The 26359-nt window shown below is 32.1% G+C and carries 25 protein-coding genes; 21 read left to right on the top strand and 4 right to left on the bottom strand.

Annotation, left to right across the window (positions count from 1 at the left end; genetic code table 11):
• Window positions 1-2: 2 nt before the first annotated feature.
• A complete protein-coding gene (gene mscL / locus H0I26_RS16505; RefSeq protein ID WP_218700045.1) occupies window positions 3-449 on the bottom strand; it encodes a large conductance mechanosensitive channel protein MscL in 447 nt (148 codons plus the stop codon).
• Between the two features lie 157 nt (window positions 450-606).
• Window positions 607-795 carry a hypothetical protein gene (locus H0I26_RS16510; RefSeq protein WP_101019444.1) on the bottom strand — a complete coding sequence of 63 codons (189 nt, stop codon included), beginning with the start codon at window positions 793-795 and terminating at the stop codon, window positions 607-609.
• A 229-nt stretch (window positions 796-1024) separates the two neighbouring features.
• Between H0I26_RS16510 and H0I26_RS16515 the strand changes: the two genes are divergently transcribed.
• Window positions 1025-1864, top strand: coding sequence for a hypothetical protein (locus tag H0I26_RS16515; protein ID WP_218700046.1), 840 nt, complete (start codon window positions 1025-1027; stop codon window positions 1862-1864).
• A 301-nt stretch (window positions 1865-2165) separates the two neighbouring features.
• On the opposite strand, the gene ccsA is transcribed toward H0I26_RS16515, so the two are convergent.
• Together ccsA and H0I26_RS16525 are read right to left on the bottom strand one after the other, a co-directional pair.
• Window positions 2166-5378, bottom strand: a complete 3213-nt coding sequence (gene ccsA, locus H0I26_RS16520; RefSeq protein ID WP_218700047.1) for a cytochrome c biogenesis protein CcsA — start codon at window positions 5376-5378, stop codon at window positions 2166-2168.
• 85 nt (window positions 5379-5463) lie between these two features.
• Window positions 5464-5874: a group III truncated hemoglobin gene (locus H0I26_RS16525; RefSeq protein WP_218700048.1), complete on the bottom strand. Its 411-nt coding sequence runs from the start codon at window positions 5872-5874 to the stop codon at window positions 5464-5466.
• 59 nt (window positions 5875-5933) lie between these two features.
• On the opposite strand from H0I26_RS16525, the gene H0I26_RS16530 reads away from it, so the two are divergent.
• From H0I26_RS16530 to arsB, 20 genes are all read left to right on the top strand, one after another.
• Window positions 5934-6692: a Rossmann-like and DUF2520 domain-containing protein gene (locus tag H0I26_RS16530; RefSeq protein ID WP_101019452.1), complete on the top strand. Its 759-nt coding sequence runs from the start codon at window positions 5934-5936 to the stop codon at window positions 6690-6692.
• Complete coding sequence (locus H0I26_RS16535) at window positions 6682-7212, top strand: KdsC family phosphatase (RefSeq protein WP_218700049.1); 531 nt, start codon at window positions 6682-6684, stop codon at window positions 7210-7212. Before H0I26_RS16530 ends, H0I26_RS16535 begins: the two co-directional genes overlap by 11 nt.
• 8 nt (window positions 7213-7220) lie before the next feature.
• Entirely contained in the window at window positions 7221-7535 is a 315-nt protein-coding gene (locus H0I26_RS16540) for a hypothetical protein (RefSeq protein ID WP_218700050.1), read from the top strand.
• A 42-nt stretch (window positions 7536-7577) separates the two neighbouring features.
• Entirely contained in the window at window positions 7578-8513 is a 936-nt protein-coding gene (locus H0I26_RS16545; RefSeq protein ID WP_218700051.1) for a geranylgeranylglycerol-phosphate geranylgeranyltransferase, read from the top strand.
• Window positions 8514-8751: 238 nt separating this feature from the next.
• Complete coding sequence (locus tag H0I26_RS16550; protein ID WP_218700052.1) at window positions 8752-11121, top strand: hypothetical protein; 2370 nt, start codon at window positions 8752-8754, stop codon at window positions 11119-11121.
• Between the two features lie 179 nt (window positions 11122-11300).
• The gene (locus tag H0I26_RS16555) at window positions 11301-11831 is read left to right on the top strand and encodes a hypothetical protein (protein WP_218700053.1); all 531 of its coding nucleotides are present in this window, start codon (window positions 11301-11303) and stop codon (window positions 11829-11831) included.
• Window positions 11832-11833: 2 nt separating this feature from the next.
• The gene (locus H0I26_RS16560; RefSeq protein WP_218700054.1) at window positions 11834-13102 is read left to right on the top strand and encodes a cation:proton antiporter; all 1269 of its coding nucleotides are present in this window, start codon (window positions 11834-11836) and stop codon (window positions 13100-13102) included.
• 96 nt (window positions 13103-13198) lie between these two features.
• Window positions 13199-13792 carry a Maf family nucleotide pyrophosphatase gene (locus tag H0I26_RS16565; RefSeq protein ID WP_218700055.1) on the top strand — a complete coding sequence of 198 codons (594 nt, stop codon included), beginning with the start codon at window positions 13199-13201 and terminating at the stop codon, window positions 13790-13792.
• Window positions 13793-13822: 30 nt separating this feature from the next.
• Window positions 13823-14731, top strand: coding sequence for a septum formation inhibitor Maf (locus H0I26_RS16570; RefSeq protein ID WP_218700056.1), 909 nt, complete (start codon window positions 13823-13825; stop codon window positions 14729-14731).
• Between the two features lie 32 nt (window positions 14732-14763).
• On the top strand, window positions 14764-15294 hold the full coding sequence (locus H0I26_RS16575; RefSeq protein ID WP_218700057.1) for a mechanosensitive ion channel domain-containing protein: 531 nt from the start codon (window positions 14764-14766) through the stop codon (window positions 15292-15294).
• 9 nt (window positions 15295-15303) lie between these two features.
• On the top strand, window positions 15304-16383 hold the full coding sequence (corA, locus tag H0I26_RS16580) for a magnesium/cobalt transporter CorA (RefSeq protein ID WP_218700058.1): 1080 nt from the start codon (window positions 15304-15306) through the stop codon (window positions 16381-16383).
• A 68-nt stretch (window positions 16384-16451) separates the two neighbouring features.
• Window positions 16452-17126, top strand: coding sequence for a hypothetical protein (locus H0I26_RS16585; protein ID WP_218700059.1), 675 nt, complete (start codon window positions 16452-16454; stop codon window positions 17124-17126).
• 229 nt (window positions 17127-17355) lie between these two features.
• A complete protein-coding gene (locus H0I26_RS16590; protein ID WP_218700060.1) occupies window positions 17356-19878 on the top strand; it encodes a PIG-L family deacetylase in 2523 nt (840 codons plus the stop codon).
• Between the two features lie 110 nt (window positions 19879-19988).
• Window positions 19989-21806, top strand: coding sequence for a sodium:solute symporter (locus tag H0I26_RS16595; RefSeq protein WP_218700061.1), 1818 nt, complete (start codon window positions 19989-19991; stop codon window positions 21804-21806).
• A 118-nt stretch (window positions 21807-21924) separates the two neighbouring features.
• Window positions 21925-22869, top strand: coding sequence for a YARHG domain-containing protein (locus tag H0I26_RS16600; protein ID WP_218700062.1), 945 nt, complete (start codon window positions 21925-21927; stop codon window positions 22867-22869).
• Window positions 22869-23537: a DUF2306 domain-containing protein gene (locus tag H0I26_RS16605; RefSeq protein ID WP_218700063.1), complete on the top strand. Its 669-nt coding sequence runs from the start codon at window positions 22869-22871 to the stop codon at window positions 23535-23537. The genes H0I26_RS16600 and H0I26_RS16605 overlap by 1 nt, the downstream gene beginning before the upstream one ends.
• 8 nt (window positions 23538-23545) lie before the next feature.
• Complete coding sequence (locus H0I26_RS16610; RefSeq protein WP_218700064.1) at window positions 23546-24034, top strand: tetratricopeptide repeat protein; 489 nt, start codon at window positions 23546-23548, stop codon at window positions 24032-24034.
• Window positions 24035-24196: 162 nt separating this feature from the next.
• Window positions 24197-24529, top strand: coding sequence for an ArsR/SmtB family transcription factor (locus H0I26_RS16615; protein WP_101019487.1), 333 nt, complete (start codon window positions 24197-24199; stop codon window positions 24527-24529).
• Between the two features lie 25 nt (window positions 24530-24554).
• A complete protein-coding gene (locus H0I26_RS16620) occupies window positions 24555-25187 on the top strand; it encodes a low molecular weight phosphatase family protein (protein WP_218700065.1) in 633 nt (210 codons plus the stop codon).
• Between the two features lie 2 nt (window positions 25188-25189).
• Window positions 25190-26236, top strand: coding sequence for an ACR3 family arsenite efflux transporter (gene arsB / locus H0I26_RS16625; RefSeq protein ID WP_218700066.1), 1047 nt, complete (start codon window positions 25190-25192; stop codon window positions 26234-26236).
• Window positions 26237-26359 lie beyond the last annotated feature (123 nt).

Here is a 26359-nt window from a genome sequence, read left to right on the forward strand (position 1 = left end):
TTCTATTTTTTATTCGCTCTTAAAAGCATGTTCTGTTCTTCCATTAAATCGGACAGCTTAGACAAAAGTTCAATATCCTTGGGTGTCTTTACTGTTTTATTTTTTACATCTTGGGATTTATCAAGTAATTGATTCATAGCCTTAACAACTAAAAACACTGTAAGCCCTACAATTAAGAAGTCTAAAACAACTTCAAACAATTCGCCATAATACACTGCCACCTCTTGCGTGGTAACGACACCTTCACTAGTAGTGATAGCATCTCTTAAAATATAGCGTTTATTATGAAAATTTAATCCATCCGTCATTAATGATAATGGTGGCAAAAACACTTTTTTAACCATCACATCAATAACCTTATTAAAAGACGCTCCTATTATTATACCAATAGCCATGTCCATCATATTACCTTTGACAGCAAATTCTTTGAATTCTTTAAAAAATTTCATTTGAAAACTACTTTTAAAAATCTGAAGTTAATTCGGCAAAAATACATTAATGCGCTATATAGTCTAATCGTTTGCTGATTTATTATACGCTCTTATCATAAAAAAAGCCCATATAAATACGCAAAGAAACACAATAACGGAAAACCAAAATACGATACTATTTCCTTCCATTATTCACTAATTTAATATAAATCATTACCCCTAAAAGCGTTGGCGCCCATAAACCTATAAAAATACCATGTAATTGATCCCCTTTAAGAAACACATATTCTGCGACCAATATAATTGCAAGACACAATACTAATAGTAAGATGTTGCTTAATCCTATTTTATTTTTATAATTCATTCGTACTTATTAGAGTTTTCACCAAGTTAGCAAATTATTAATAAACAACAAATAGTAAATCTCAAATAACACTTTAGCTGATTTATTTGCGTTTTGACGAGTAATAATTTTAAATAATAAAAATATTGTGTATTTCAGCGATAAAAAATGTTTTTAAACTTGTTTTTTACAAAATAATACATACATTGGTCGAAGAACTTAACCTTTCAACTTATAAATACCCTTAATTATGAAAAACGCAACCCTACTTCTACTGCTAACCTTTTGCCAAACAATTTTCGCAACAAACACAGCAACATTAAAAGCTAACGCACCGTATGTAAATAGCGTGCAATTATTAAGATTAGATTATACTGCTCCAAACGGAGCTATAAGAGAACTCGCTCTAGGGTTTACTTCTGACAACGTAGCTTCTGATGGTTTAGATTATGGTTACGACGCTAGCGTTATCGAGCCATATACTAATGACTTAAATTGGATAATAGAAGATAACAGATACGTAATACAAGGTGTTGGTGCATTTGATGACACAAAACAATATCTATTTGGATTATATAACGAATTTAGCGGAGATGCTACAATTGAACTATCGAGCACACAAAATTTTGACACTATAATAAATGTATTCATTTATGATGCTTTATTAGACACGTATACACAAATAAACGACAGTCCATATACAGTCACAATTGATGAACAAGACTATACTGATCGTTTTTATATTGCCTTTAGTCAACCAGAAACAACTGATAGCAATGACACTTCAGATTCTCTTGATATATCTGGAGATAATGACATCACAATCGACCCTTCTCTTATAACCCCAAAAGGACAATTAAAAATAAGTTATATAAAAGGACTAAATCAATTAAAAATAAGTTCTCAAAACAAAGCTAAAATTAAACAAATAACTGTTTACAACTATAACGGATCAACTTTAGAGTCCAAACAAAACATCAATAATAAGAAAACAAGTATCTACGTTAATACAACAGATAAAAATCTTATTCTTCATATTAAAACAGATACAGAAACAATCATAAAGCAGGTTATGATAGGTTCTATCTAAAATAACACACTCCTTTTAATAAAAAAAGTGCACTAACTATAGTGCACTTTTTTTATTCCCTCACTCCAACTAGCAGCACTTAACACCATTTGAATCGTCTATCAGCAACAGGATAGATTTCACTACAAAACAATCCCAATTAGAACGCCAGACCACTATTACAAGCAGACTTTACACCATCAAAGAAAAGACACACTACAAATTACAAACATGACACAACCAACAATCTACAACGTAAAAAAACTCACTATTTTCATAGTGAGTTTTTTTAATCTTTAATTGTAGTAATCTCTTATAATATTTATTTCTTATAATATTGGACATATTTTCTATAAGAAAAGAAGCCAATAATAGCCACAATACCTAATGCTATAGCTATAAATTTAAAGCTTACAATTTGATCTCCACTTGCATAACTATGCAATCCAGAAAGGTAGAAGTTAACCCCAAAATAAGTCATTAATATAGTACTAAATGTAATAATTGCCATTAAGTTAAAAAACCAACGCCCACGTAAACCTGGCACTAATCGCATGTGTATCACAAACGCATACAACATGATACTAATAAGCGCCCAAGTTTCCTTTGGATCCCAGCCCCAATAACGCCCCCAACTTTCGTTGGCCCATTGTCCACCAAGAAAATTACCTATCGTCAACATTACTAGACCAACCGTTAAAGACATTTCTGTTATAATAGTTAATTCTTTAATATTAATATCCATTTTAGATTTGTTCGCTTTATTTGTTAGTATCATTAATACTAAAGACACAACACCTAATATCATCCCTAAGGTAAACGGTCCGTAACTCGCCACAATAACAGCAACATGTATCATTAACCAATAACTATCTAATACCGGTTGTAAATTCGCAATAGCTGGATCCATCCAATTCCAATGCGCAATCATTAATATCATTGCAGTAACAAAAGCAGTAGACGCTAAAGTCAAATCACTTTTTCGACCAAAGGCTAAACCAAAAAACATTGTTGCCCATGCTACATATATCATAGACTCGTAAGCATCACTCCAAGGTGCATGCCCCGATATATACCAACGCGCTATCAATCCTGCTGTATGTAAGATAAATAGCCCTAAAATGATAAATTTAAACACAATAACACTTTTATTCAACCACGTATTGCTTGTTTTAAAAATCTGCCAAATCAGTAAGACAAACAAGAGTGTTCCGGCGTACATATACCAACTAAACAGTTTCTTAAATACATCATATTTATTATATAAAATCTCCGCGTTAACTTTACTTTCACTAAGCATTACCGTAGCTCCTACCTTACTTTGAGAAGTCTTAAAGGCGTCTAATAACTTTCCAGATTTAGTATAATCGTTTGTCTTTTTTGCTTCATTTAAAGTATACAAATACCAATCAAAACCGGACCCTATAAAACTACCATAAGTTGTATCTGTTATTTTTTGATTATATCCTTCATTTTTATATTCGAAAGGCGAAATCCATTTATTGTTCTCATCCGCCGGAACAGGAAATATCTTAAGTGAACGTCCTTCAATAGCATTACTCAGCAAATTAATACGCTGATTAGTCTCCATAAATTCTTTCTGAATCCCTGTTTGCGATTTTACTGCAGATGCTTCCTCTAGATACGGGTCCAATTTATACTTAAAATCTTCTGTAAAGAAATCTAATAATCTAGCAAATTCTTGATCCTTAGGAATACCAATAACACTTTTAATAGAATCTGATTTATGTGCCTTCAAATAAATAATTGGCACATTATACCATAACATTGGACTTTCTTGAATACTCAAGAAAATTTGATTAGCCGTCATACCTTCATAAGTCTCATGCTTTGTCAACTTTCTTAACAACTCAGAAGAGTACGTATCAATAGGCATCATACGTCCATCCAAATCTTGAATTACAATATGACCAAACTTATCCGCATGTGCTTTAGGTGCAACATTAGCTTTTAGGATAGAATCTATTTGAAATTTAGACGGAATTTTATTTTCAGTTTCCTGATGACCGTGACCATCATTTTCTGTGTGCTGTTCCGTTTGAGCGAAACCATTTAAACTAAAACATAATAATAGAATAACACTTAGCTTTGCCTTTTTACTTTTAATTTTTTCCAATCCATTTTGTAAATCTCTAAATCTAGTATGGTTTGCAAATAAAATAGCCATCATACCAAAATACAGTAAAAAGTACCCCGCATATGTGACCCAAGTGCCCCAAAAATCATGATTTACAGATAAAATAGTCCCTTTTAAATCTTTGTCATAATCGGCTTGAAAAAAGCGATACCCTTTATGATCCAATATATTATTCATATAAATATGAAAATCAAAATCTCCAGTCTCCTTATCGATAACTGTCACCTTACTTTCGTAAGACGAATAATTATTCTCTGTACCAGGATATTTTTCAGCAATAAAATCGTTTAATTTAACTTCAAAAGGCAGCTCCAAAACTTTAGAACCATATTTTAAATCAATATCTAACCCGCCCACATTCACTTCTGTAAAACGGTTATTAGACCACTGACTTCCTAAAAGTTTAACTTCTTTAGTTTCTCCATTTGCAGTCACATTTAATACGACCGCATTTTCGTCTTGCTTTAAGAAACTAGCCTTTTTAACAACATCAAATTTTCCTTTCACAACAGGTTTAGGAAACACCAATTGCATGTCTCCGATAACATATCTAGCACGCAACATTAAAGGCTGTATAGTATCCTTTACAAGTTTACCTTGCGCCATAGTTGCCATAATCAAATACTCTCCTTCAAATGGAGAATCTACCATTAAACCTTCCGGAGTCGTAGTAATATTTATAGCACCTTCTGTTGGTTTGTCCAAAGCCACTAATAGACTATGTATGTTTTCGACACTACCTTGCTTTAAAAAGTGGTTATGCGGACCACCACTTTGAGCTTCAACTATTTTTAAATAATTTTCTCCCGCATCATCAGGAATGACATCCATTTCTGCTCCAAGAAAAAAATCGGTTAACTCAAATTTTACAGGAGCGTTATCATAATAAACAGTGTAATCAAAACTGTTATTCATTCTTCCAGAAAAATCGACTTCTTTATCAAAAGGCAAACGTTGTGGCACCCCTTCTATCTCATAATCACCATCTATATTAGCAGTAATATAAGTTCTTTGCGATAAAAAGGCACTTTCTGTCTCTCCTTCTCTAATAGCAATCATACCTTCAAAACCAAAATAACGGGTAATACCAGCACCGAAAATAATTAATATAAAAGCTAAATGCAGCGTTAATGTTGCCCATTTCTCCTTACGCAACAGCCTAAACTTAAAAATATTACCAATAAAATTAACCATAAACAACACCATGATCGCTTCAAACCACCAGGCGTTATAAATTAAATTTCGTGTATAAGGTGTTGGAGACGTATCCATGTTTCTGTCTAGAATGGTACCTGTTGCCATGGCAACAGCAAATACAATAAATAAGACAGATGTTAATCGTGTAGAAAATAAGATTTTGGCGATTCTATTTTGCATAATAATAGGCCTTTTTTAGCTCGTGCAAAGATAATCGTTTTTGTTGGTTATAAATCCCTTAAAACCTCCAAATCTTGTGTTAAAATTACGGTTGTTTGTTTTGCCTAGCTTCAAAGATTTTTAAATACATAAATGTTCCCATTTTCCGTGCCCTACGTTTCGCATTATCAGCTATTTCCCCTTCAAAAAATTGATCTAATGTGGCATACCATAAATTCAGCCAAACGCCAAAATGCATTTCTGAAATAGTATTATCAAGCGTTTCGTCCACTTTTTCATGCGCTATTAACGGATTACCGACATACTTATGTTCTAACTTTTTACCAATAAATAAGCTAGTTTCCCAAAAGGTCGTCAAATGATCTAAATGCTGATCCCAATCTGTTATGATTTCATTAAAAATAGGACCTAATAAATTATCTGCTCTTACTTTTATATAAAATTCATCTACTAAAAGTTTAACATCGGCTCTGTTAGCAATTTCTTTTCGTTTCATCTTAAACAAAGATAAAGTTTTGTCTTCTTATATCTCTATTTTCTTAGTATTTTAGCGCCATGATTAAAATAGTTTTGCTTGGCGCAGGAAATGTAGCCACACACTTATACAAAGTCTTTAAAACCGCTTCAAATATTGAAGTTGTACAATGGTACAATCGCAATAAAAAAGCTATTGAAAGTTACAAAAACGAAGTAGAGATTACGGACGATGTTAATAACTTAATAGAAGCAGATGTCTATATTATTGCCATTAGCGATGACGCTATTGAAGCCTTAAGCGCCTCTCTTCCTTTTGAAAACAGATTAGTGGTTCATACTTCCGGAAGTGCCCGTTTATATGATATTGATCAGAAACACTATAGAGGTGTCTTTTATCCTTTACAAACTTTTAGTAAAGCTGTAGACTTAGACTTTACAACAGTACCTATTTGCATTGAAACGTTAAGAAAACAAGATTTTAAACTCTTAGAAACTATTGGAAAAAGCTTAGGATGCACAACCTACAAAGTAAACCCGAAACAGAGACCTGCATTACATTTAGCTGCTGTATTTATTAATAATTTCACGAATCAGATTTACAGAGTCGCACATGAAATTACAGAAAAGCAAGGCGCTGATTTTGACATTTTAAAACCATTAATTACTGAAACGGCTAGAAAAGTGCAAGAAGTCTCTCCTTATTTAGCACAGACAGGTCCCGCAAAACGAAACGACAAAAAAACAATAAAAAGACATTTAAAGTTATTAGATAATCCGCATCATGAAGCGATCTATAATCTTTTAACCGAGTCAATAAAAAAAACACATGGACAATAAAAGCTATAAAGAATACCTACATCAAATTACAACCTTTATTTTTGACGTAGATGGCGTGTTAACAAACGGAATGATTACCATCACGACTTCGGGAGAGATGATTAGACATATGAATGTTAAGGATGGTTACGCAATGAAACAAGCCTTAAACCATGGTTTTAATGTCTGTATTATTTCTGGAGGAACTAATGAAGGCGTTCGTATTAGATTAAACCATTTAGGGATTAAAGATGTGTATTTAGGTGCCCATCAAAAAATTGAACAACTTGAAGAGTATTTAAATAATAATCAAATTAAAGTAGAACACGTATTATATATGGGAGACGACATTCCTGATGTCCCTGTTTTAAAATTGGTTGGTATGCCAAGTTGCCCTCAAGATGCTGTTCCTGAAGTAAAACGTGTCTCTAAATACATCTCGCATAAATTGGGTGGTGAAGGCTGTGTCCGTGACGTCATCGAACAAGTTATGAAAGTGCAAAATAAATGGGATAGCGATTTTGATGCGCAGACGTTTTAAAAGAAATTGTGAAACGCTCTAAAAGAAGACATAATACAGGTTTTGGATACATTGGCTCTGGTAATACCACGTCCAGTTTTAACCAAAAACCAAAAGAAGTCTTCTCTAAAGTAAAATCGCAATTACATGCGGAAAGTCAACAACAATTTAAAACTGATTTTAAAACCAAATCGCTTTCTGATATAGAAAAACAGCAGATTAAACACAAAATTAGGACACAAACCAAACAAAAGAATACGGTTGTTATTATTTCAACCGTTTTATTCTTAATTTTGATTATCATACTCGCTTTTAAAATGATAGAAGGCGTTCTATTTAAATAAAACAAACCACTATCCTTTTAGCAAACCAAAACTTAGATAAAATTGAAACTACTTCAGCTTATTCGCTTTAAAAATTTATTACTAATTGCATTAGTACAACTCTTAATTAAATATGCTTTATTCCCATCATTAAGCATGAATATTAACGGAAACGAGCTTTTTGTATCCACATCATTAACACACTTTGAGTTTCTACTATTAATGCTATCCACACTTTGCATTGCTGCAGGAGGTTATATTATAAACGACATTTATGATATTGAAGCAGATGCGATAAACAAACCCGACAAACAAATAATAGGTAAAGCCATTACCGAAGAAAAAGGATACAACTTTTATATGGCATTTACAGTGGTAGGCGTCATTTTAGGTTTTTATTTATCTAATTTAGTAGGCGAAAGTAGATTTTTTGGCATTTTTGTTATTATCGCTGCCCTATTGTATATCTATGCTACATTTTTACAACGCATGCTTTTAGTTGGTAATATTGTAATAAGTATGCTGGTTGGTTTAAGCTTAATTATTGTTGGGATATTCGAATTGCTTCCCGCTATAACCCTTGAAAATAGTTTTTTACAGACCTCTATGTTTGAGGTGTTATTTGACTATGCTGTATTTGCTTTTATAATCACTCTAATTAGAGAAATTGTAAAAGACATTCAAGATGTAGATGGCGATTACAAAGCACAACTAAAAACGTTACCTATTGTAATCGGTAAAAACAGAGCGGCTAAAACTGCTTTTGGATTAACTATTTTAGCTATACTTCTATTAGTGTACTATTTAGTATCCTTTTTATACATGCAACAAATAGTTGTGATCTATTTTTTAATTACTGTCATTGCGCCTTTAATTTATATTGCTATAAAATTATTTACAGCAGAACATAAAAAAGAATTCCAAACCATTAGTAATTTACTTAAGCTAGTTATGCTTTCTGGTATGCTATCAATGGTTGTTTATCTTGTAATTAAGTAATAATGTATCTTCCACAATATAGATAAAGCTTAAAGATAACTATTTTATAGAAAATACGTAGTAAAAACACTTGATCATACGCTGTGAGTAATTGATTTTTTTAACGTCTATGACGCTTCTATTATTTGTATTTCAAATGGTTTGTTCTTTTGAATCTAAAATTGAATATTAATTATATATTTATATAAAATAATAAAACCCCTATCCCAACATCTAATTTAAATTACATTTAAGAAGAATGTTAGACACCACACAAAATGATGTTTTAGACCTTGATGCAACCAACACTGTATTACTTAAAGTTAAAAACTACATACAATCCTTACATAGTATTGCATCTTCAGATAAACTAGTAAAATACATTCAGTCGGATTTTACTTCTATTTGCACTACCTATTTTAATATTACAGAAATAGTAAACACGTCCTTTAATTCTAAAGAATATACTGATATAAACCAAGTATATCAAATACTGTATAGTGTTCCGGAAGTCTTTAAAGATTTTGCTATTTTACACAGGGATATTGCATTACAATTACAAATTGCAACTTTTAAATTACTGAACACCGCTGGAGAAAAAGAAAAAATTGAAGCTCACTTTTTAGAGTCAAAGCAGGTCCTTTTAGAAGCTGCATCAGCATTGGAGCATAGCATCCTTTCGGGGCAAAACAACAGCAAACCGCGATTAGAAAAGGCATCTTATGCGTTACAACATTATAAAAATCCTTGGAGAGTCTATAAAAGTCAGATAGAAGACGTAAAACTACAGATAAAGCAAATTGTAGATAATAACTTTTTTATGTCGAAAACCATATCGGTTTTTAAAGACATAAAACAATCTAACACAGCATTTTTAGATCAAATAACCGAGGATACATCAACCCTATTGAAGCACACAAATGAAGCTATCAAAACGGTAAAAGACATAAAAACTATTGAAGATATCACGCCTGTAATTAAGTGGATAGACCAAACATTACTATCTCAGTCCAAAGTGATCAATATTCAAGAAGACTATGCCGCGAGTATAGAAACTAAAATTAAAAAACTAAGCACTGGAACTGTTCCCGTTAGTACTAATGAAGGTTTGCTATTAACAAAAACAATCGATTTTAATAAAACGGTAAAAAAATGGTTTGATTTTGAAATCCTGCCTATTTTAATAGATTTAATCGAACAAAAAATTACTATAACCACTTTTTTCAAACATAGTTTGATGAATTTAAAAAGTGGGTTAACAGTCGAAAAAAATAACAATTCGCTTAATGCGCTTCCCTCACAAATTGAGAGCTTAAAAAACGTGCATTCCACCTTAAATGAAAATAACACTAAGGTTGAAAAAACAGTAACTAGCTTAAAAAATACGTTTGCAACAGATTTTAATGTGACCACAATATATTTAGATCAACCCTTTTTAGAGGTTACTATACAATCTTCTTTAAGCCAAATGGCCACAGACCACAGTAACTTTTTTACTATGGTAAAAGATAAAATCTATAAGCAGTTTAATTATCTAAATACAAAACTAGAACAAACTAACTTATTTAGCGATCAAAATAAAATTGAGGACTCCATACAATGTATTAACTATAGAATGTTTAAGGAAGTTAATGCTAATTATGACAATCTGTTTTTGAATAAAAATTTTATTGGTAATTTATTTTTATCACCAAGACAAAAACAGGAAGCGAGTATAGAAAACTCTGTTGCACAATGGAACAATGGTTTTGGAAAAGCTATAATTATTACTGGAGACAAACTTAGTGGCAAATCTACTTTTGTAGATTATATTGGACAAAAGTATTTTGGAAAAAGCACCGTGGTTTTAAAAAAAGACACGACCATAACCTTTGATGGAAGAAAATTTAAAACTTCGAATAATTTAAAAGAGACACTAGATAATATAAAAAAAGGGTTTTCAAATAAAAAACCATTAATTGTAATAGACAACTTAGAACTTTGGGATGATGATGACTTTAGCCTTTTAGATAACGTACGTGCCTTGCTTAGTTTTATTTCTTCAGAATCTGATAATGCTTTAATACTAGTAACGACTTCAAGACAAATGCAACAGCATTTAGATAACCGCATTAGGTTTACAGAAGCTTTTAGTAATACTATCAAATTAGACAAAGCAACTTTTGAAGAAATCTATAAAGCCGTATTACTCCGTCATGGCGCTTCACATAAAACTTTAATTTCTAAAAAACACGAGCCTTTAAGTCCAAAGCAAATCAAACAAAACGTTTTAAAATTATCTAAAAAATTAGATTATAATTTAGGTGAAGTCTTACAAGCATGGACCTACGGAACCACATTAATTGACAACAATAAAGTTGTTTATGAAGATGTTGATCCTGGTTTTAAGGATTTTTTAAATAAAGAAGAAGTAATCATACTTAAGCACCTTTTATTATTTAATAAAATCACAGAAATTCAATTAAAAAAGTTTGTTGGCAAAAGCTATGAAACACAGTATAAAGTAAGCTTAAAACGTTTATTAAGCACCAAAGTGCTATTACGTGATAATGATGGACAACTTAGATTAAACCCTGTTATAACCAAAGACATCAAACAATTATTAATTTATAGAGGCATTTTAAACTAATGAACACTATTCCACAATTAAATACATGGCGCAGCTTATTTTGGTTGCTAATAGTATTAGTTATCTTTTACTGGTGTATTAAACTATTACTATATAGTTTAGAAAAATTTGCAAATCGTAATTTATACAATAAACAGCTCATTCTTTTTTTTAAAAAAGTAATTCTGTTTTTCACCCCTATGGCAACACTAATACTATTGCTAGACTTTGTCTCTATAAATTATATTGCGCACAGTATTGTATTAGTAATCATTGGTGTTTTTGCGTTTTCTCAAATCAAAAACTATGTCAATGGTTTGTTCTTAAAAAGCAATCCACTAATAAGCAATGGCTCAACTTTGCAGGTTGGTGATTATACCGGCGAAATAAAAAGCTTTTTACCCTTAGGCTTAAAATTAGTCACCGAACAAGGCATACAATTTGTCAATTACACGACGATAACAACTAGTGGCTTTGCAATAAAATCTAATAAAACCAGCTTATTAAGACAAGTATTATATTTAAATACAGAGCAAACACCTGATCAGATTTTAGACCTATTGTTTGATAATCCAATCCTTAATTATAATCATCCCCCAGTTATTAATAAAGCTGATAATAATCAATTAAAACTGCAATATACGACAGAGAATGGCGCCTCTAGAAAAGAGCTGATCACTTTTTTAGAAGATAACAGCGTACAAACAAACCTAAATAACAATTCTAAATAATCATGGACATTTTATCCTCATATAATATCATTATTGCAGTATCCGTAACCATAATAGTGTCTTTCCTATTTAATGGTTTGTCTAAAAAAACAAATGTACCTGCAGTACTTATGCTAATTATTTTTGGTGTTGGATTGCAATACCTTTTAAAGTACTTAAATGTAGACAATATTAATTTTTTACCCATTCTTGAAGTTTTAGGAATTGTTGGTTTAATTATGATTGTATTGGAAGCCGCATTAGAACTAGAGTTGAAAAAAGAAAAATTAATTCCTATTTTAAAATCCATGGGTATTGCCATAATTGGCTTAATAGCCTCGGCTTGGGTAGCTGCTTTAATATTATATCAATTTATTCCTGAAATGACCATGCAATCCGCTTGGCTTTATGCAACGCCTTTATCGATATTATCTAGCGCCATCATAATCCCTAGTGTTTTAGGGTTAAAGGAGTCTAAAAAAGAGTTTCACATCTACGAAAGTACATTTTCCGATATTATAGGGATCATGATGTTTTACTTTTTGACAGGAAAACTAGATCCGGCAGAAGATTCTGGGGTTGTAGGCTTTAGCTTAAACCTAATCATAACGATCGTTATTTCATTAATTGCCAGCTATTTAATTATCTTGATTTTTCAAAAAATTAAAAGTCAAGTTAAACTGTTTTTACTAATTGCCGTATTGCTTTTACTTTATGCTGTTGGTAAAAAAATGCACTTATCGTCTTTAATAATTATCTTAATATTTGGTCTAGTCATTGCTAACATGAAACTGTTTTTTAAAGGTAAATTAAAAAAATACTTACACTTTGAAAAAGCACATCACATTTACCATGAATTACATACTATTACTGCCGAAACCGCTTTTGTAGTCCGCACGTTTTTCTTTGTTGTTTTTGGTATCACTATCGTTGTGTCGTCATTGTTTAATGTTAATGTCGCGATGATAAGTATGCTTATTATTGCTTCCATCTATATTATAAGATACATCCTTCTAAGACTATTTATTGGAAAAGACATTATCCCTCAGTTATTTATTGCTCCTAGAGGTTTGATTACTGTTTTACTTTTTTATGCTATTCCAAAAGAAGCAGAAATCGAAACTTTTGAACCAGGAATTTTATTATTTGTAATTATCGGAACCAGTTTAATCATGACAGGTGCCATGATTTATGATAAAAAAAGAAACTCGACTGCCATCAAAACCGCCTCTAACAAAAAAGTAGAAACGGTACGATGGAAAGCACCAAGTATTGACGATACTAAATCATAAATAGTATCCTCTAATTTTATAAAAAAAGGAATGCTTTTAGCGTTCCTTTTTTTATTATAAATACATTAATTTTAGCCTTTACTAAACCCTATAATAATGCTTAAAGAAAAACTTAAAGATCGTCATATAATATTAGCTTCAGGATCCCCTAGAAGACAGCAATTTTTCAGAGATTTAGGATTAGATTTTGAAGTGCGTTTAAAAAAAATAAAAGAAGTCTACCCTACTAATTTATTACATTATCAAATTACTGATTACTTAGCAGAATTAAAATCGCTGCCCTTTGTAGAAGAGCTTAAACCGCACGAAATATTAGTAACCAGTGATACTATCGTTTGGCATAAAAGTAAAGCTCTGGGTAAACCAAAAACTAATGACGAAGCTTTTGAAATGTTATCATCACTAAGTAATGATACCCACGAGGTAATTACTTCAGTTTGTATCCGTACCAAAAACTTTCAAAAAACAGTCAATGCTGTTACCAAAGTAACCTTTAAAAACTTTACCGATGACGAGTTGTGGCATTACATCCAAACCTACGCCCCTTTAGATAAAGCTGGTGCTTATGGTATCCAAGAATGGATTGGTCAAATTGGTGTTACAAGTATAGAAGGTTCCTTTTTTAATGTGGTGGGTATGCCCACGCATCTTGTTTATGAAACGTTAAATACTATTGCTGAAGACTTTTAGTATCGTATTTTTATAATAAATCAAATACTTATGAAAATTTTACAACTCTCCATATTACTAGTTACCGGGCTTGCTCTCTTAAACTGTAAAGACCAACCAAAACAAAACAAAAAAGTTATTGCAGACGCCACTGTTTCTCCTAAAACAGAAATTAAAGCGCCTAGCTTTAAACCAAGTAAACAATTTAACGACTATTGGTACGCTGGAGAAGCGGAGATTACCTCCTATCAACTAGAACAATCCCGTTATGGAGAAATCCGACAAGGTACAGCTGTCTTAGTTTTTGTAACCGAGCCTTTTTTAGCTAAAGCACAAGTCAAAGCCGATAAAAACAACCCAACAAACGTTAATGTATTAAAGCTTAATGCTACCAAAAAATTCAACACAGGTATTTATCCGTATAGCATTATGCAAAGTACTTTTTACCCTATAGCAAACAACCAACATGCTATAAAAGCAAGTGCTTCAGTACAAGAATGGTGTGGTCATGTCTACACGCAATTGAATAACCGTGACCAATTTGAAATTACGACACACTCCTATTTTGAAGGCGAAGCTGATCAAAATTTCAATATCGAAAAAGCCATTTTAGAAAACGAAATTTGGACACAACTACGTATCGACCCAAAAAGTCTACCAACTGGTAACTTTACTATTATCCCAAGTTTGGAGTTTACCAGATTAAATCACACGCCTTTAAAACAGTATAACGCTTTCGCGGAAAGTACGCCAGGTCAATACAAACTAGTCATTAAAGAGCTAGACCGTCAGTTAGTGATTAACTACAGTGCAGAATTCCCATATACTATCGAAAGTTGGGAGGATACACAAAATGGAGCCACTTCAAAAGCAACCAAATTAGCATCATTAAAATCGGCGTATTGGGGTAAAAAAAGTAATGCAGATTCTGAGTTAAGAAAAACGCTGAAATTAGAATAAAAACTATCTTTGCGCATTAATTAAAACACCATATGTTTTTAAAAAACTTTGAAACCGAATTAATAAATTCGGCTATTCTATTAGTCGTATTTATTATTATACGTTTTGCGTTAAAGCTTGTCATAAAAAAAGTAGGACACACCAGCGGAATTAATGATGCTAGAATAAACTTAATTTCTAGATACGCGACAGTAGCGTTATTTTTAATTTTCCTTTTGTTTATTGCCTATGTTTTTGGAGCTGAATTTAAAGATTTAGCCGTTATATTCTCTTCTGTATTTACGGTAATAGGAATTGCTCTATTTGCTATTTGGTCCATTTTAAGTAATATTACATCAGGAATAATCATGTTTTTTTCATTTCCTTATAAAGTCGGAGATAAAATAAAAATTCATGATAAAGATGCACCAATAGAAGCTATAATTGAAGATATCAGAGCTTTTCAACTGCATTTAAGACAAGATAATGGTGACTTGGTAACCTATCCAAACAACCTAATTCTACAAAAAGCTGTAACTTTAGTTCAAAAGGATGCAATTGAAGATTTTGGAGATATGCATTAAACACCACTCATGGCTAAAAAAAAACAAAAAAAACGCACCCAAAATTATAAAAAACAATTAGGACAAATTCCTGGTGCTTTAATATATACGGGCTCTAAAGAAGACAAAAGTTTACATTTAAGTGCTTTCGATTATAATGAAGACTACTTTAAAGAAGCCGATTTAGACTCTGTAGAAGACGCTTTTCGTTTTAAAGATTCTGAAACCGTAACGTGGTTTAATCTTAATGGCCTTCATTTTATTAACGAAATTGAAAAAATCGGGAACCATTATAATTTACATCCTTTAATCTTAGAAGATATTGTAAACACCTCGCAACGCCCTAAAATAGACGAGTATAAAGATTACTTTTTTATAGTACTCAAAATGATGTATTATAATGAGTCCGAAAATTTGGTTTCGGAACAAGTTAGTATGGTCATGGGAAGAAACTATGTCCTAACGTTTCAAGAGGCAGAAGGCGATGTCTTTGACGGCTTAAGAGAACGTATTCGACATAAAAAAGGACGCGTTCGTGGAGAAGGATCCGATTATTTACTTTACGCATTAATCGATGCCATTGTTGATCATTATTATGATATAATCGAAACTATGGGTAATAAAATTGAAGATCTGGAAGATGTGTTGTTCACAGGTTTATCCCAAGAAGAAATCTCACAACAAATTCAAGATTTAAAAAGAGAAATATTAAAATTACGTCGTGCTATTTTTCCGCTTAAAGAAATTATAAATCGCTTAGAAAAAAGCGAAAACCCTCTAATTGAAGAAAAAACAACTCACTTTTTTAGAGACGTTTACGACCATATCATTCAAGTTACTGAAAACATAGATATTTATCGAGAAATGATTTGGAGTTTAATGGACATGTATATGACTACCATTAGTAATAAAATGAACGAAGTCATGAAGGTATTAACCATTATTGCGACTATATTTATTCCATTAACTTTTATTGCTGGTATTTACGGGATGAATTTTACCAACATGCCAGAACTACAATACAAGTATGGTTATTATGTCGTTTGGATTGTCATGCTGGTTGTTTTAATAGGAATGCTCATTTATTTTAAACGTAAAAAATGGCTTTAAAAGAATAAGTAATATTCTGTTTTTTTTAGTATCAATAATTGGTTTGATTTTTGTGAATAGTATTTAATATGAGAAACACTTTCTACAGCATTATTACTTTTTTTTTACTATTTAGTTGCACAACCGAAAAGCAAGAAATTACAAACACACTTTGTGACAATCAACAATATCTGTTAACTAAAAACATAGACTTGCCACCCTTTAATTTTGATTTAAATATTAATACAGAAGAACACATTGAGATTTTAAAGGATTCTTTAAAAAACAATTTAAACGATTATCCTAATCTGTTTAATTGGGAATATAAAGATAGAATTATAACAATTGATATTATACCAATTCATTTAATGTCTTGTTCAGTTAGTCGCCATGAATTAAATTTAATACTTAATACAAAAAACCAAATGCTTTTTGATACTGAATTAAAAAGAACGGATAGTGTCATCCCTTTAGTTAAAAAAAATTATCAATCAAAAATCAGCAAAGTAAAGGTAATAAACGTTGATTTCCCTTATGGTTTAAGCAAACCTATAATTAATGATATCGTTTACGACATATCAGAAGGCTATTTAAAAGCAGTAGAACAGCAATCTAACACAATTTTCAAAAAATCGATTTGCGAGTTAACTAAAGAAGAAATAAAAATCCTTAAAGAAGATAATCAAATTCACATTTATTTTCAATCCTTTAGCGATCAAATTGAAGAAAATCATAGAATTCAAGAAATGATAAATATTAATTAAATTAGACATCACAATCGAAAAATAAAAGTAAAAAATACTGCTTTAGCAATTTCCTAATTTTGAGTTGATTTTTTGGTTCGTTTTGTATCAAGACAAAATAAACAGAAAGAAAATCGTATTTCCTCCTTCCCTCCTCAACTGTTAATTATAGTTAAAGAAAACCAAAAATCCAATAATCCCTACATGACTTCTTTATATTTGAAACAGTTTCAAATTCGAAAAAACAACCATGCAAAAATTATTGGCTTCACTCCTATTTCTATTGTGCTTTTCATTAACAACACAAGCACAACAACCAGAAAAACTAAATGCTTCAGAAATACACCAAGCAGTAAAAAAACTCAACTTTTTAGGTTCGGTTTTATATCTAGCCGCACACCCTGACGACGAAAATACAAGACTAATCTCTTACATGTCTAATCATGTAAAAGCCCGTACCGCTTACTTATCTTTAACAAGAGGTGATGGTGGACAAAATTTAATTGGTCCAGAAATAAGAGAATTATTAGGAGTTATCCGTACTCAAGAATTATTAGCCGCAAGACGCACAGATGGTGGAGAACAACGCTTTACTAGAGCCAATGACTTTGGTTACTCTAAGCATCCTGACGAAACGTTAGCCATTTGGAATAAAAATGAAGTGTTAAGCGACGTTGTTTTAGCCATCAGACAATTTAAACCAGACATTATAATTAACCGTTTTGACCACAGAAGCCCAGGAACAACACACGGACACCATACTAGTTCTGCCATGTTAAGCGTTGAAGCTTTCGATTTAGCTAACGATAAAAACGCTTTTCCAGAACAAGTAAAACAATATGGTACTTGGCAACCACAACGCGAGTTTTTTAATACTTCATGGTGGTTTTATGGAAGTCAAGAAAAATTTGACGAAGCCGATAAAACCAATCTTTTAAATTTTGATATTGGTGTATACTATCCAGCATTAGGTTTATCTAATAACGAAATCGCAGCATTAGCAAGTAGCAAGCATTTATGTCAAGGTTTTGGACGACTAACACAACGAGGAAGTCAAACAGAATATATCGAGCTAATCAAAGGAGACTTACCAAAAGACAAATCCAATTTATTTGATGGCATTAATACCACTTGGACCCGTGTAAAAGGAGGTGATAAAATTGAATCCATTTTAAAAAGTGTAGAGTCTAATTTCAATTTTGAAAATCCAGCAACACATTTAGATCAGCTTTTAAAAGCCAAACAATTAATTGAGAAGATTGATAGTCCACAATGGAAAACTCAAAAAATTAAGGAAATAAACAGAATTATTGAAGCCTGTGCCGGATTATACTTAGAAGCGTCTGCGAGTACTCCAACAGCTGCAACTGGTCAATCTATCGACATTACTATTGAAGCTTTAAACCGTAGCAATGCAACTATAAAATTAGACAGTTATTCTATATCTAATACTGAAACTAATTATGGAAAACCTTTAAATACAAATGACAAACAAGAGTTAAAAGCACGACTAGATATTCCAACAACTTTACAACCAACAGCACCTTATTGGTTGAATAAAAAAGGAAGCTTAGGGATGTACCGTGTAGACGATAACAATTTAATTGGTAAACCTGAAACACCTCGTGCCATTACTGTTGCTTTTAATCTTAATATAAACGGCGTACCATTCAGGATAACCAAAGACTTAATTTACCGTTACTCTAAACCTGATAAAGGCGAATTGTACAGACCGTTTGAAATTATTCCGGAAGCATCGGCTAAAATTTCACAAAAAGTAATCATTTTTGAAAACGACCAACAAAAAGACATTCCTGTAACAGTAAAAGCTGGAAAAGACAATTTAGAAGGTTATGTTACTATCGCACATCCAAAAGGATGGTCTGTGTTCCCTGAAAAACAAAAATTTATAATTGCAAACAAAGACCAAGAGCAAACGCTATTGTTTACAGTAATCCCTCCAAAAAATCAAAGTGAAGGCTTAATGACGCCTATGGTTCATGTTGGGGATAATGTATACACTAAAGAGTTAGTTGAAATTGACTACGAGCACATTCCGTTTCAAACGGTATTATTACCAAGCGAAAGCAAAATAGTCCGTTTGGATATTAAAAAACGTGGTGAAAACATTGCTTACATTGAAGGTGCTGGAGATGTTGTTCCTGCAAGCCTACAACAAATTGGATATAATGTGATGGTTTTAAAACCGGAAGAAATAACAGCAGAGCGTTTGAGTGCTTTTGATGCAGTTGTTATCGGAATTAGAGCATACAATATTGTAGACCAGTTAAAATTTAAGCAAGACATCTTATTTGATTTTGTTGAAAAGGGAGGAAACATGATTGTGCAATACAACACCAATCGTCGTTTAAAAACAGACCAAATTGCACCTTACAAATTAAAATTATCAAGAGACCGTGTGACGGATGAAAATGCTGAAGTTATATTATTAGCACCAGACCATGAGGTTTTAAATTTTCCAAATAAAATAACTTCAAATGATTTTGAAGGTTGGACACAAGAGCGTGGTTTATATTTTCCTGACGAATGGGCTTCAGAATTTACACCTATCTTATCTATGCACGATAAAGACGAAACCGCTAAAACGGGAAGCTTATTAGTTGCAAAACATGGAAAAGGACATTACATCTATACAGGGTTAAGCTTTTTTAGAGAGTTCCCTGCAGGTGTTTCTGGTGCTTACCGATTATTTGCTAATATGTTAAGTATTGGAAAATCTGATTTAAATACTGATAATGGATTAAAAAACTAAACATGAAAGACCAACCAAAATACCAATGGAAACCTTTGTACACAGTACTTCTAGTAGCAAATGCGCTTTACATAATACTATTTTACTTCATCACTAAACTGTTTTAAATTATGCAAACACTAGATTGGATTGTCTTAATTGGGACACTGTTAACCATTGTTATTTATGGTACGTATCAAACCAGAGGAAGTAAGAATGTACAAGATTTTTTAAAAGGCGGTAGCACTAGTAAATGGTGGACTATTGGTTTATCGGTTATGGCGACTCAAGCCAGCGCTATTACATTTTTAAGCACACCAGGACAAGCGTTTCACTCCGGAATGGGTTTTGTTCAATTTTATTTTGGACTACCTATTGCTATGATTGTGATTTGCATGGTATTTATCCCACTATATCACAGACTAAAAGTATATACGGCTTACGAGTTTTTAGAAAACCGTTTTGACCGTAAAACACGTTCACTTACGGCTATTTTATTTTTGATCCAACGTGGATTGGCAGCTGGAATAACCATATTTGCACCTGCTATTATTCTATCTGTTGTACTCGGATGGAATTTAATTTTACTTAATATTATAATAGGGATTTTAGTCATTATTTATACTGTTTCAGGAGGTACAAAAGCAGTTAATGTCACTCAAAAACACCAGATGGTTGTGATTTTCACAGGAATGGTTATTGCTTTCATTATAATACTAAATCAATTACCTAGCGATATTACCTTTAAAAAAGCATTAGATATTGCTGGAGCAAGTGGTAAAATGGAGGTCCTCGATTTTTCGTTCGATTTAAATAATAGATATACCGTTTGGAGTGGTTTAATTGGTGGTACGTTTTTAATGCTATCCTATTTTGGTACAGACCAAAGTCAAGTACAACGGTATTTGTCTGGTAAGTCGGTTAAAGAAATGCGATTAGGACTAATATTTAACGGATTGCTTAAAATACCAATGCAGTTTTTTATTCTTCTGGTAGGTGTTATGGTATTTGTCTTTTATCAGTTTAACCAAGCTCCTTTAAATTTTATAGACTCCTCTATCCAAAAAGTATTAGTGTCCGAGTATGCGGACGACTATCAAGCCATTGTTTTAAAAAATGATTCCTTATTTAAAAAGAAAACAGATGTTAGTTTAGCTTATGCAAAAGCTAGTAGCGCAAATCTTAAACAGGAATTATTTGCATTAGATAGTATTGAAATGACGTATCGTAACGAAACAAAATTTTTAATAAAAAGAACTGTAGATACAACCTATGCCAAAACTTATGATAAACTTGCATTAGAAGTTGATCAATTAAAAGCGGACACCTCTAGTGTTCGTTTTAAAGAAAAAAATATAGCATTAAATAAGTTATACAAAAAATCTGCTGAGGATAATAACACCAATGATAAAGATTATATGTTTATCTCTTTTATCTTAAAATACCTTCCAAAGGGATTAATCGGATTATTATTGGCAGTCATTTTAAGTGCAGCTATGTCCAGTACAGCTTCAGAGCTTAATGCATTAGCCAGTACAACCACTATAGATTTATACAAACATAGAGTCGGTCCAAAAACGGATGCCCAAATGGTCAAAGCCTCAAGAGGTTTTACACTGCTTTGGGGAATCATGGCAATTGGAGTCGCCTGCGTCGCCAATCTAGCCGAAAACCTTATACAACTGGTCAATATTATTGGATCTATATTTTATGGTAACGTGCTTGGTATTTTCTTATTAGCGTTTTTCTTTAAGCAAATCAAAGCCAACGCCGTATTTGTAGCTGCTCTAATCACGCAAGTTTTGGTTATTGGTTTATTCTTTTTAGATAAATATGATTTAATCAACTTACCTTTTTTATGGCTAAATATCGTGGGATGTGCAATAGTCATGGCTATCGCATTTATATTACAAACTACATTTAAAACCACCAACCCAGATACGGTTTAGCATTTGAGAGTGTCATTTTTTTAAGTTACATTGTTGGATAAATCAATTGGTGCTCTAATATATTGAGTACATCACTGATTTATCCAACAATATTTATATAAAAAACTTAGTTACAAAAATGAAAAACCTAACATACTTACTAGTTCTAAGTCTACTGCTTACTAGTTGTAATTCAAAAATCAAGGAGTCAGAGAAAACTATTGTCATAGAAAAGGGTACTGAAATTGCGTCTGGAATCATTCCTACTAAAAAACAAAACAAGAAACCCACTAAAATTGAAAGCGATATGTTAGGCTTTTGGGTCGGCTATTTTGAAGAAGATGATTCAGAAAATAATGAAGGGCAATCAATTTATGTTGATGAAGCTTTTAATTGGAATCGAGAAAACAAAATAAATATCTCTATTGATCACATCGCAGATAGTATTGTCATTGGGCATAGTGTTGTCGCAGGAAACGACAGACCTTTTAGAGGTGTTGTTCGCAATGGGGAATTTATAGTCAAAGAACCCGGTGATGATAAATATGATGGTACTTTTAAATTTGGAAAAATAGGTCAGAAATTAGTTGGAACATGGTCAGCCTATAAAAATATCAATATTAAATACCGAAAATATGAGCTTGAAAAAATGGAGTTCACATATAATCCAAATATCATGCTGGAACAAGTTAGAGCGTATATCGATTGGAATAATTTTATAGAAGAAAAAACAATGGAAGAATATGATGAAGGTGAATTTGATGAGTGGGTCACACAAGAATTTGCATCAGCAACACCATTAATCTATTCTATTAACGCTTCTAACACTGTACTTAAAAAGGACACTATTGAAAATTTAAAAAAAGGAGATCTTACCATTATTAGAAACACCATCTACGCAAGACATGGCTACTCTTTTAAAAACAGACCTTTACGTATCTTTTTTGACGCGCAACCTTGGTATATTCCTGTACATACTGATATTAAATCTGATTTTACAGCAATTGAAAAAGAAAACATTAAATTGTTACTTATCTACGAAAAAAACGCGTTAGAATATTATGATTATTTTGGAAGAGGCTAATGAACATTAACTTCAACCGTTTTTTAGTGCTAAAAGTGATGCTTTATGGTGTTTTGATCTATTTCATTTATCTATTAGCATTAATCACTGTGCAATATATTCCTATAGATTATAAAGTCGCGTTTCTAAATTTAAAACAAAAGGAGATTCAGCTTTTACATTACAAAATAGCCTTTTTTAGTCATGTGTATTCTAGCCTACTAATTATTATTCTAGGTCTTACTCAGTTTTCTAAAACAATCAGACAACGCTTCGGGTTCATCCATAAGTTAAGTGGCAAATTATATGTGCTCCTCGTGTTATTAATCGCCAGTCCTTCTGGACTAATTATGGCGTACTATGCCAATGGAGGTTATATAGGACAAGTGTCTTTTGCTATACTTTCTATACTATGGTTTGTATTTACATTGCAAGGTTTTCAATATATAAAAAAAGGTAATTACCAAAAACATAAACATTTTATGATAAGGAGTTATGCTTTAACATTGTCTGCCATAAGCCTAAGACTGTTTAAATTTGGAATTGTTACCCTATTTGAATTACCTCCAATGGACACCTATAAAATTGTATCTGTTTTAGGATGGACGGTTAACTTAGTAATTGCAGAGGTAATAATAAGAAAATCCGCTTTTAAAAAATTAAATATAAAAAAGACTGACTTAAACTAAAAATTAAAATGAGTTCTAAAGTACCAACTGTAAGACAAACTAATTGGATTTCCATAGTCCCTCACTTATTAATTATGGGCACCATTATATTTATTTGGCATCAAATAAATCCAGAAAAAGCATTTTTATATGGCGCAATAACCTATTTATTGCTTTCGATGTCACTAAGGCACTTAATTCCTAAAGACCACAGAAATGGAATAAAGAAAAATAATTCGGAAAATTTTGAAGCCGCCATTATTGATTTTAAAAAAAGTTATACCTATTTTAAAAAACATGAATGGATTGACAAATATCGTTTTGTAACATTATTAAGCTCCTCTCAAATGTCTTATCGGGAAATGGCCTTGCTAAATATTGCATTTTGTCATTCACAAATTGGAAATGGAGAAAAATCCAAAGACTATTATGAAAAAGTACTACAAGAATTTCCAGATAGCAGATTGGCTAAGTCAGCTTTAAGAATGTTACATGCAATGGAAAATAAAGCCGAATAACAGCATTAAAACAATAACAGATCAGCTATACAGTTAATACTTCCTATTTGTATAGGCATAACAATAATTAATTATTTCTTATTTTTTTTAATGAATCTTGATTTTTTTTTTGAACATTGAATTATTAATCGTAATATCGCAATGAATAAATAAATTAAAATAATGGGATTAGTTAAAACCGAAATGTTTACCGACCAACAAAATAAAATTGCGCTTTTCGCTAAAGTCTTCGGACATCCAGCAAGAGTGTCCATCTTACAACACTTATTTAAGATAAACTCGTGTATCTGTGGTGATTTAGTGAACGAGATTGGACTCGCGCAACCAACAATTTCTCAACATTTAAAAGAATTAAAACAACTAGGTTTAATCAAAGGCAATGTGGAAGGGACAAGTGTTTGTTACTGCATCGACAAAGACAATTGGACCGCAATGAAAACCGTGATGTCCGATTTTTTGAATCAAGATATAACAGAAAACCAAGATTGCTGTTAAACAAAATAATATAAAATTAAAGACAATGAGTACAACACCATCCACGTTATTTCCAGAAATAGACAAAGTAATTACCGGATTAGATCCTGAGACCATTTCCGAAGAACGTAAAACGATTTTACAACCATTAGTTGATTTTATTCAATCCAAAATTTCCAAAAACCAAGAGATAAGACTTAATTTTATCTGTACTCACAATTCTAGAAGAAGCCATTTATCACAAGTTTGGGCACAAACCATGGCTACTTATTTTGATATAAAAAATGTCTTTTGCTATTCTGGTGGTACCGAAGCTACAGCGCTTTTCCCAATGGTTGTAAAAACATTACAACATTCTGGGTTTGATATAAAAACCATTTCTAAAACTGAGAATCCGATTTACAGCATTAAATATTCTAGTAATGCGCATCCTATAATAGGTTTTTCAAAAAAATTAGATGCCGATTTCAATCCAAAATCAGAATTTGTAGCTATCATGACGTGTTCTCAAGCAGATGGCGGTTGTCCTTTTATTGCTGGTGCAGAACAACGTATTCCGATAACCTATGACGATCCAAAAGCCTTTGACAACACACCGCAACAAGCCGAAAAATACAGCGAAAGAAGCTTACAAATTGCAACCGAATTATTTTACGTTTTCTCACAAATAAACTCTTAAAAATGGCTAATAAAAAATTAAGTTTCCTCGACCGAAATCTAACCTTATGGATCTTTGTAGCTATGGCTATTGGTGTTGGATTAGGCTATTTTATACCAACATTCCCCAACATTATAAACGCGTTTAGTAGCGGAACAACAAACATACCGATTGCCATTGGTTTGATATTAATGATGTATCCGCCCTTAGCAAAAGTCAACTATGCGTTGTTACCAAAAGTATTTAGAAACACCAAAATCCTGTCTATTTCTCTTCTACTAAACTGGATTATTGGCCCCGTTTTAATGTTTATTTTAGCCATTACATTCTTGCGTGATTACCCAGAGTATATGGTTGGATTAATCTTAATTGGATTAGCACGATGTATTGCCATGGTTTTAGTTTGGAACGATCTAGCAGAAGGCAGTAGCGAATATGGCGCTGGATTAGTCGCCTTAAATAGTATTTTTCAAGTATTTGCCTATAGTTTTTATGCCTGGCTATTTATAACTGTACTTCCACCCTATTTTGGATTTGAAGGTGCCATTATTGATATTTCCATTACTACAATTGCAGAGAGTGTTGCTATATATTTAGGTATTCCATTTGTAATGGGTATACTAAGCCGATTACTATTAGTTAAACTAAAAGGAGACGATTGGTATACGACTAAGTTTATCCCAACCATTTCACCAATAACATTAATTGCACTTCTATTTACTATTGTCGTTATGTTTTCTTTAAAAGGAGAACTGATTGTCGAAATCCCAATGGATGTATTGCTTATTGCAGTGCCATTACTTATTTATTTTACGCTAATGTTTGTCATAGGCTTTTTTGTAACCAAAGCGACTGGAGCAACATACGATAAAACCGCTGCGGTCGCTTTTACCGCAGCTGGAAACAATTTTGAACTAGCCATTGCAGTTGCGATTGCAGTATTTGGTTTAAATTCAGGGCAAGCCTTTACGGGAGTTATTGGTCCTTTGGTTGAAGTACCAGCCTTAATTTTATTGGTACGCGTGTCCTTTTGGTTGCGTAAAAAATATTATGGTCCAACTACAACTTAAAGAGGTGTCTTTATAGATATAAAGTATCGTTAAATACTATACCGTTGTTTTGTTATTATCAATAACATGTAAAGAGGAGCTTTTTGTTCCTCTTCACATTAAAAACCTAGAGTATAAACTGAA

This window comes from Olleya sp. HaHaR_3_96 (genome assembly GCF_019278545.1).
Taxonomy (GTDB): Bacteria; Bacteroidota; Bacteroidia; order Flavobacteriales; family Flavobacteriaceae; genus Olleya.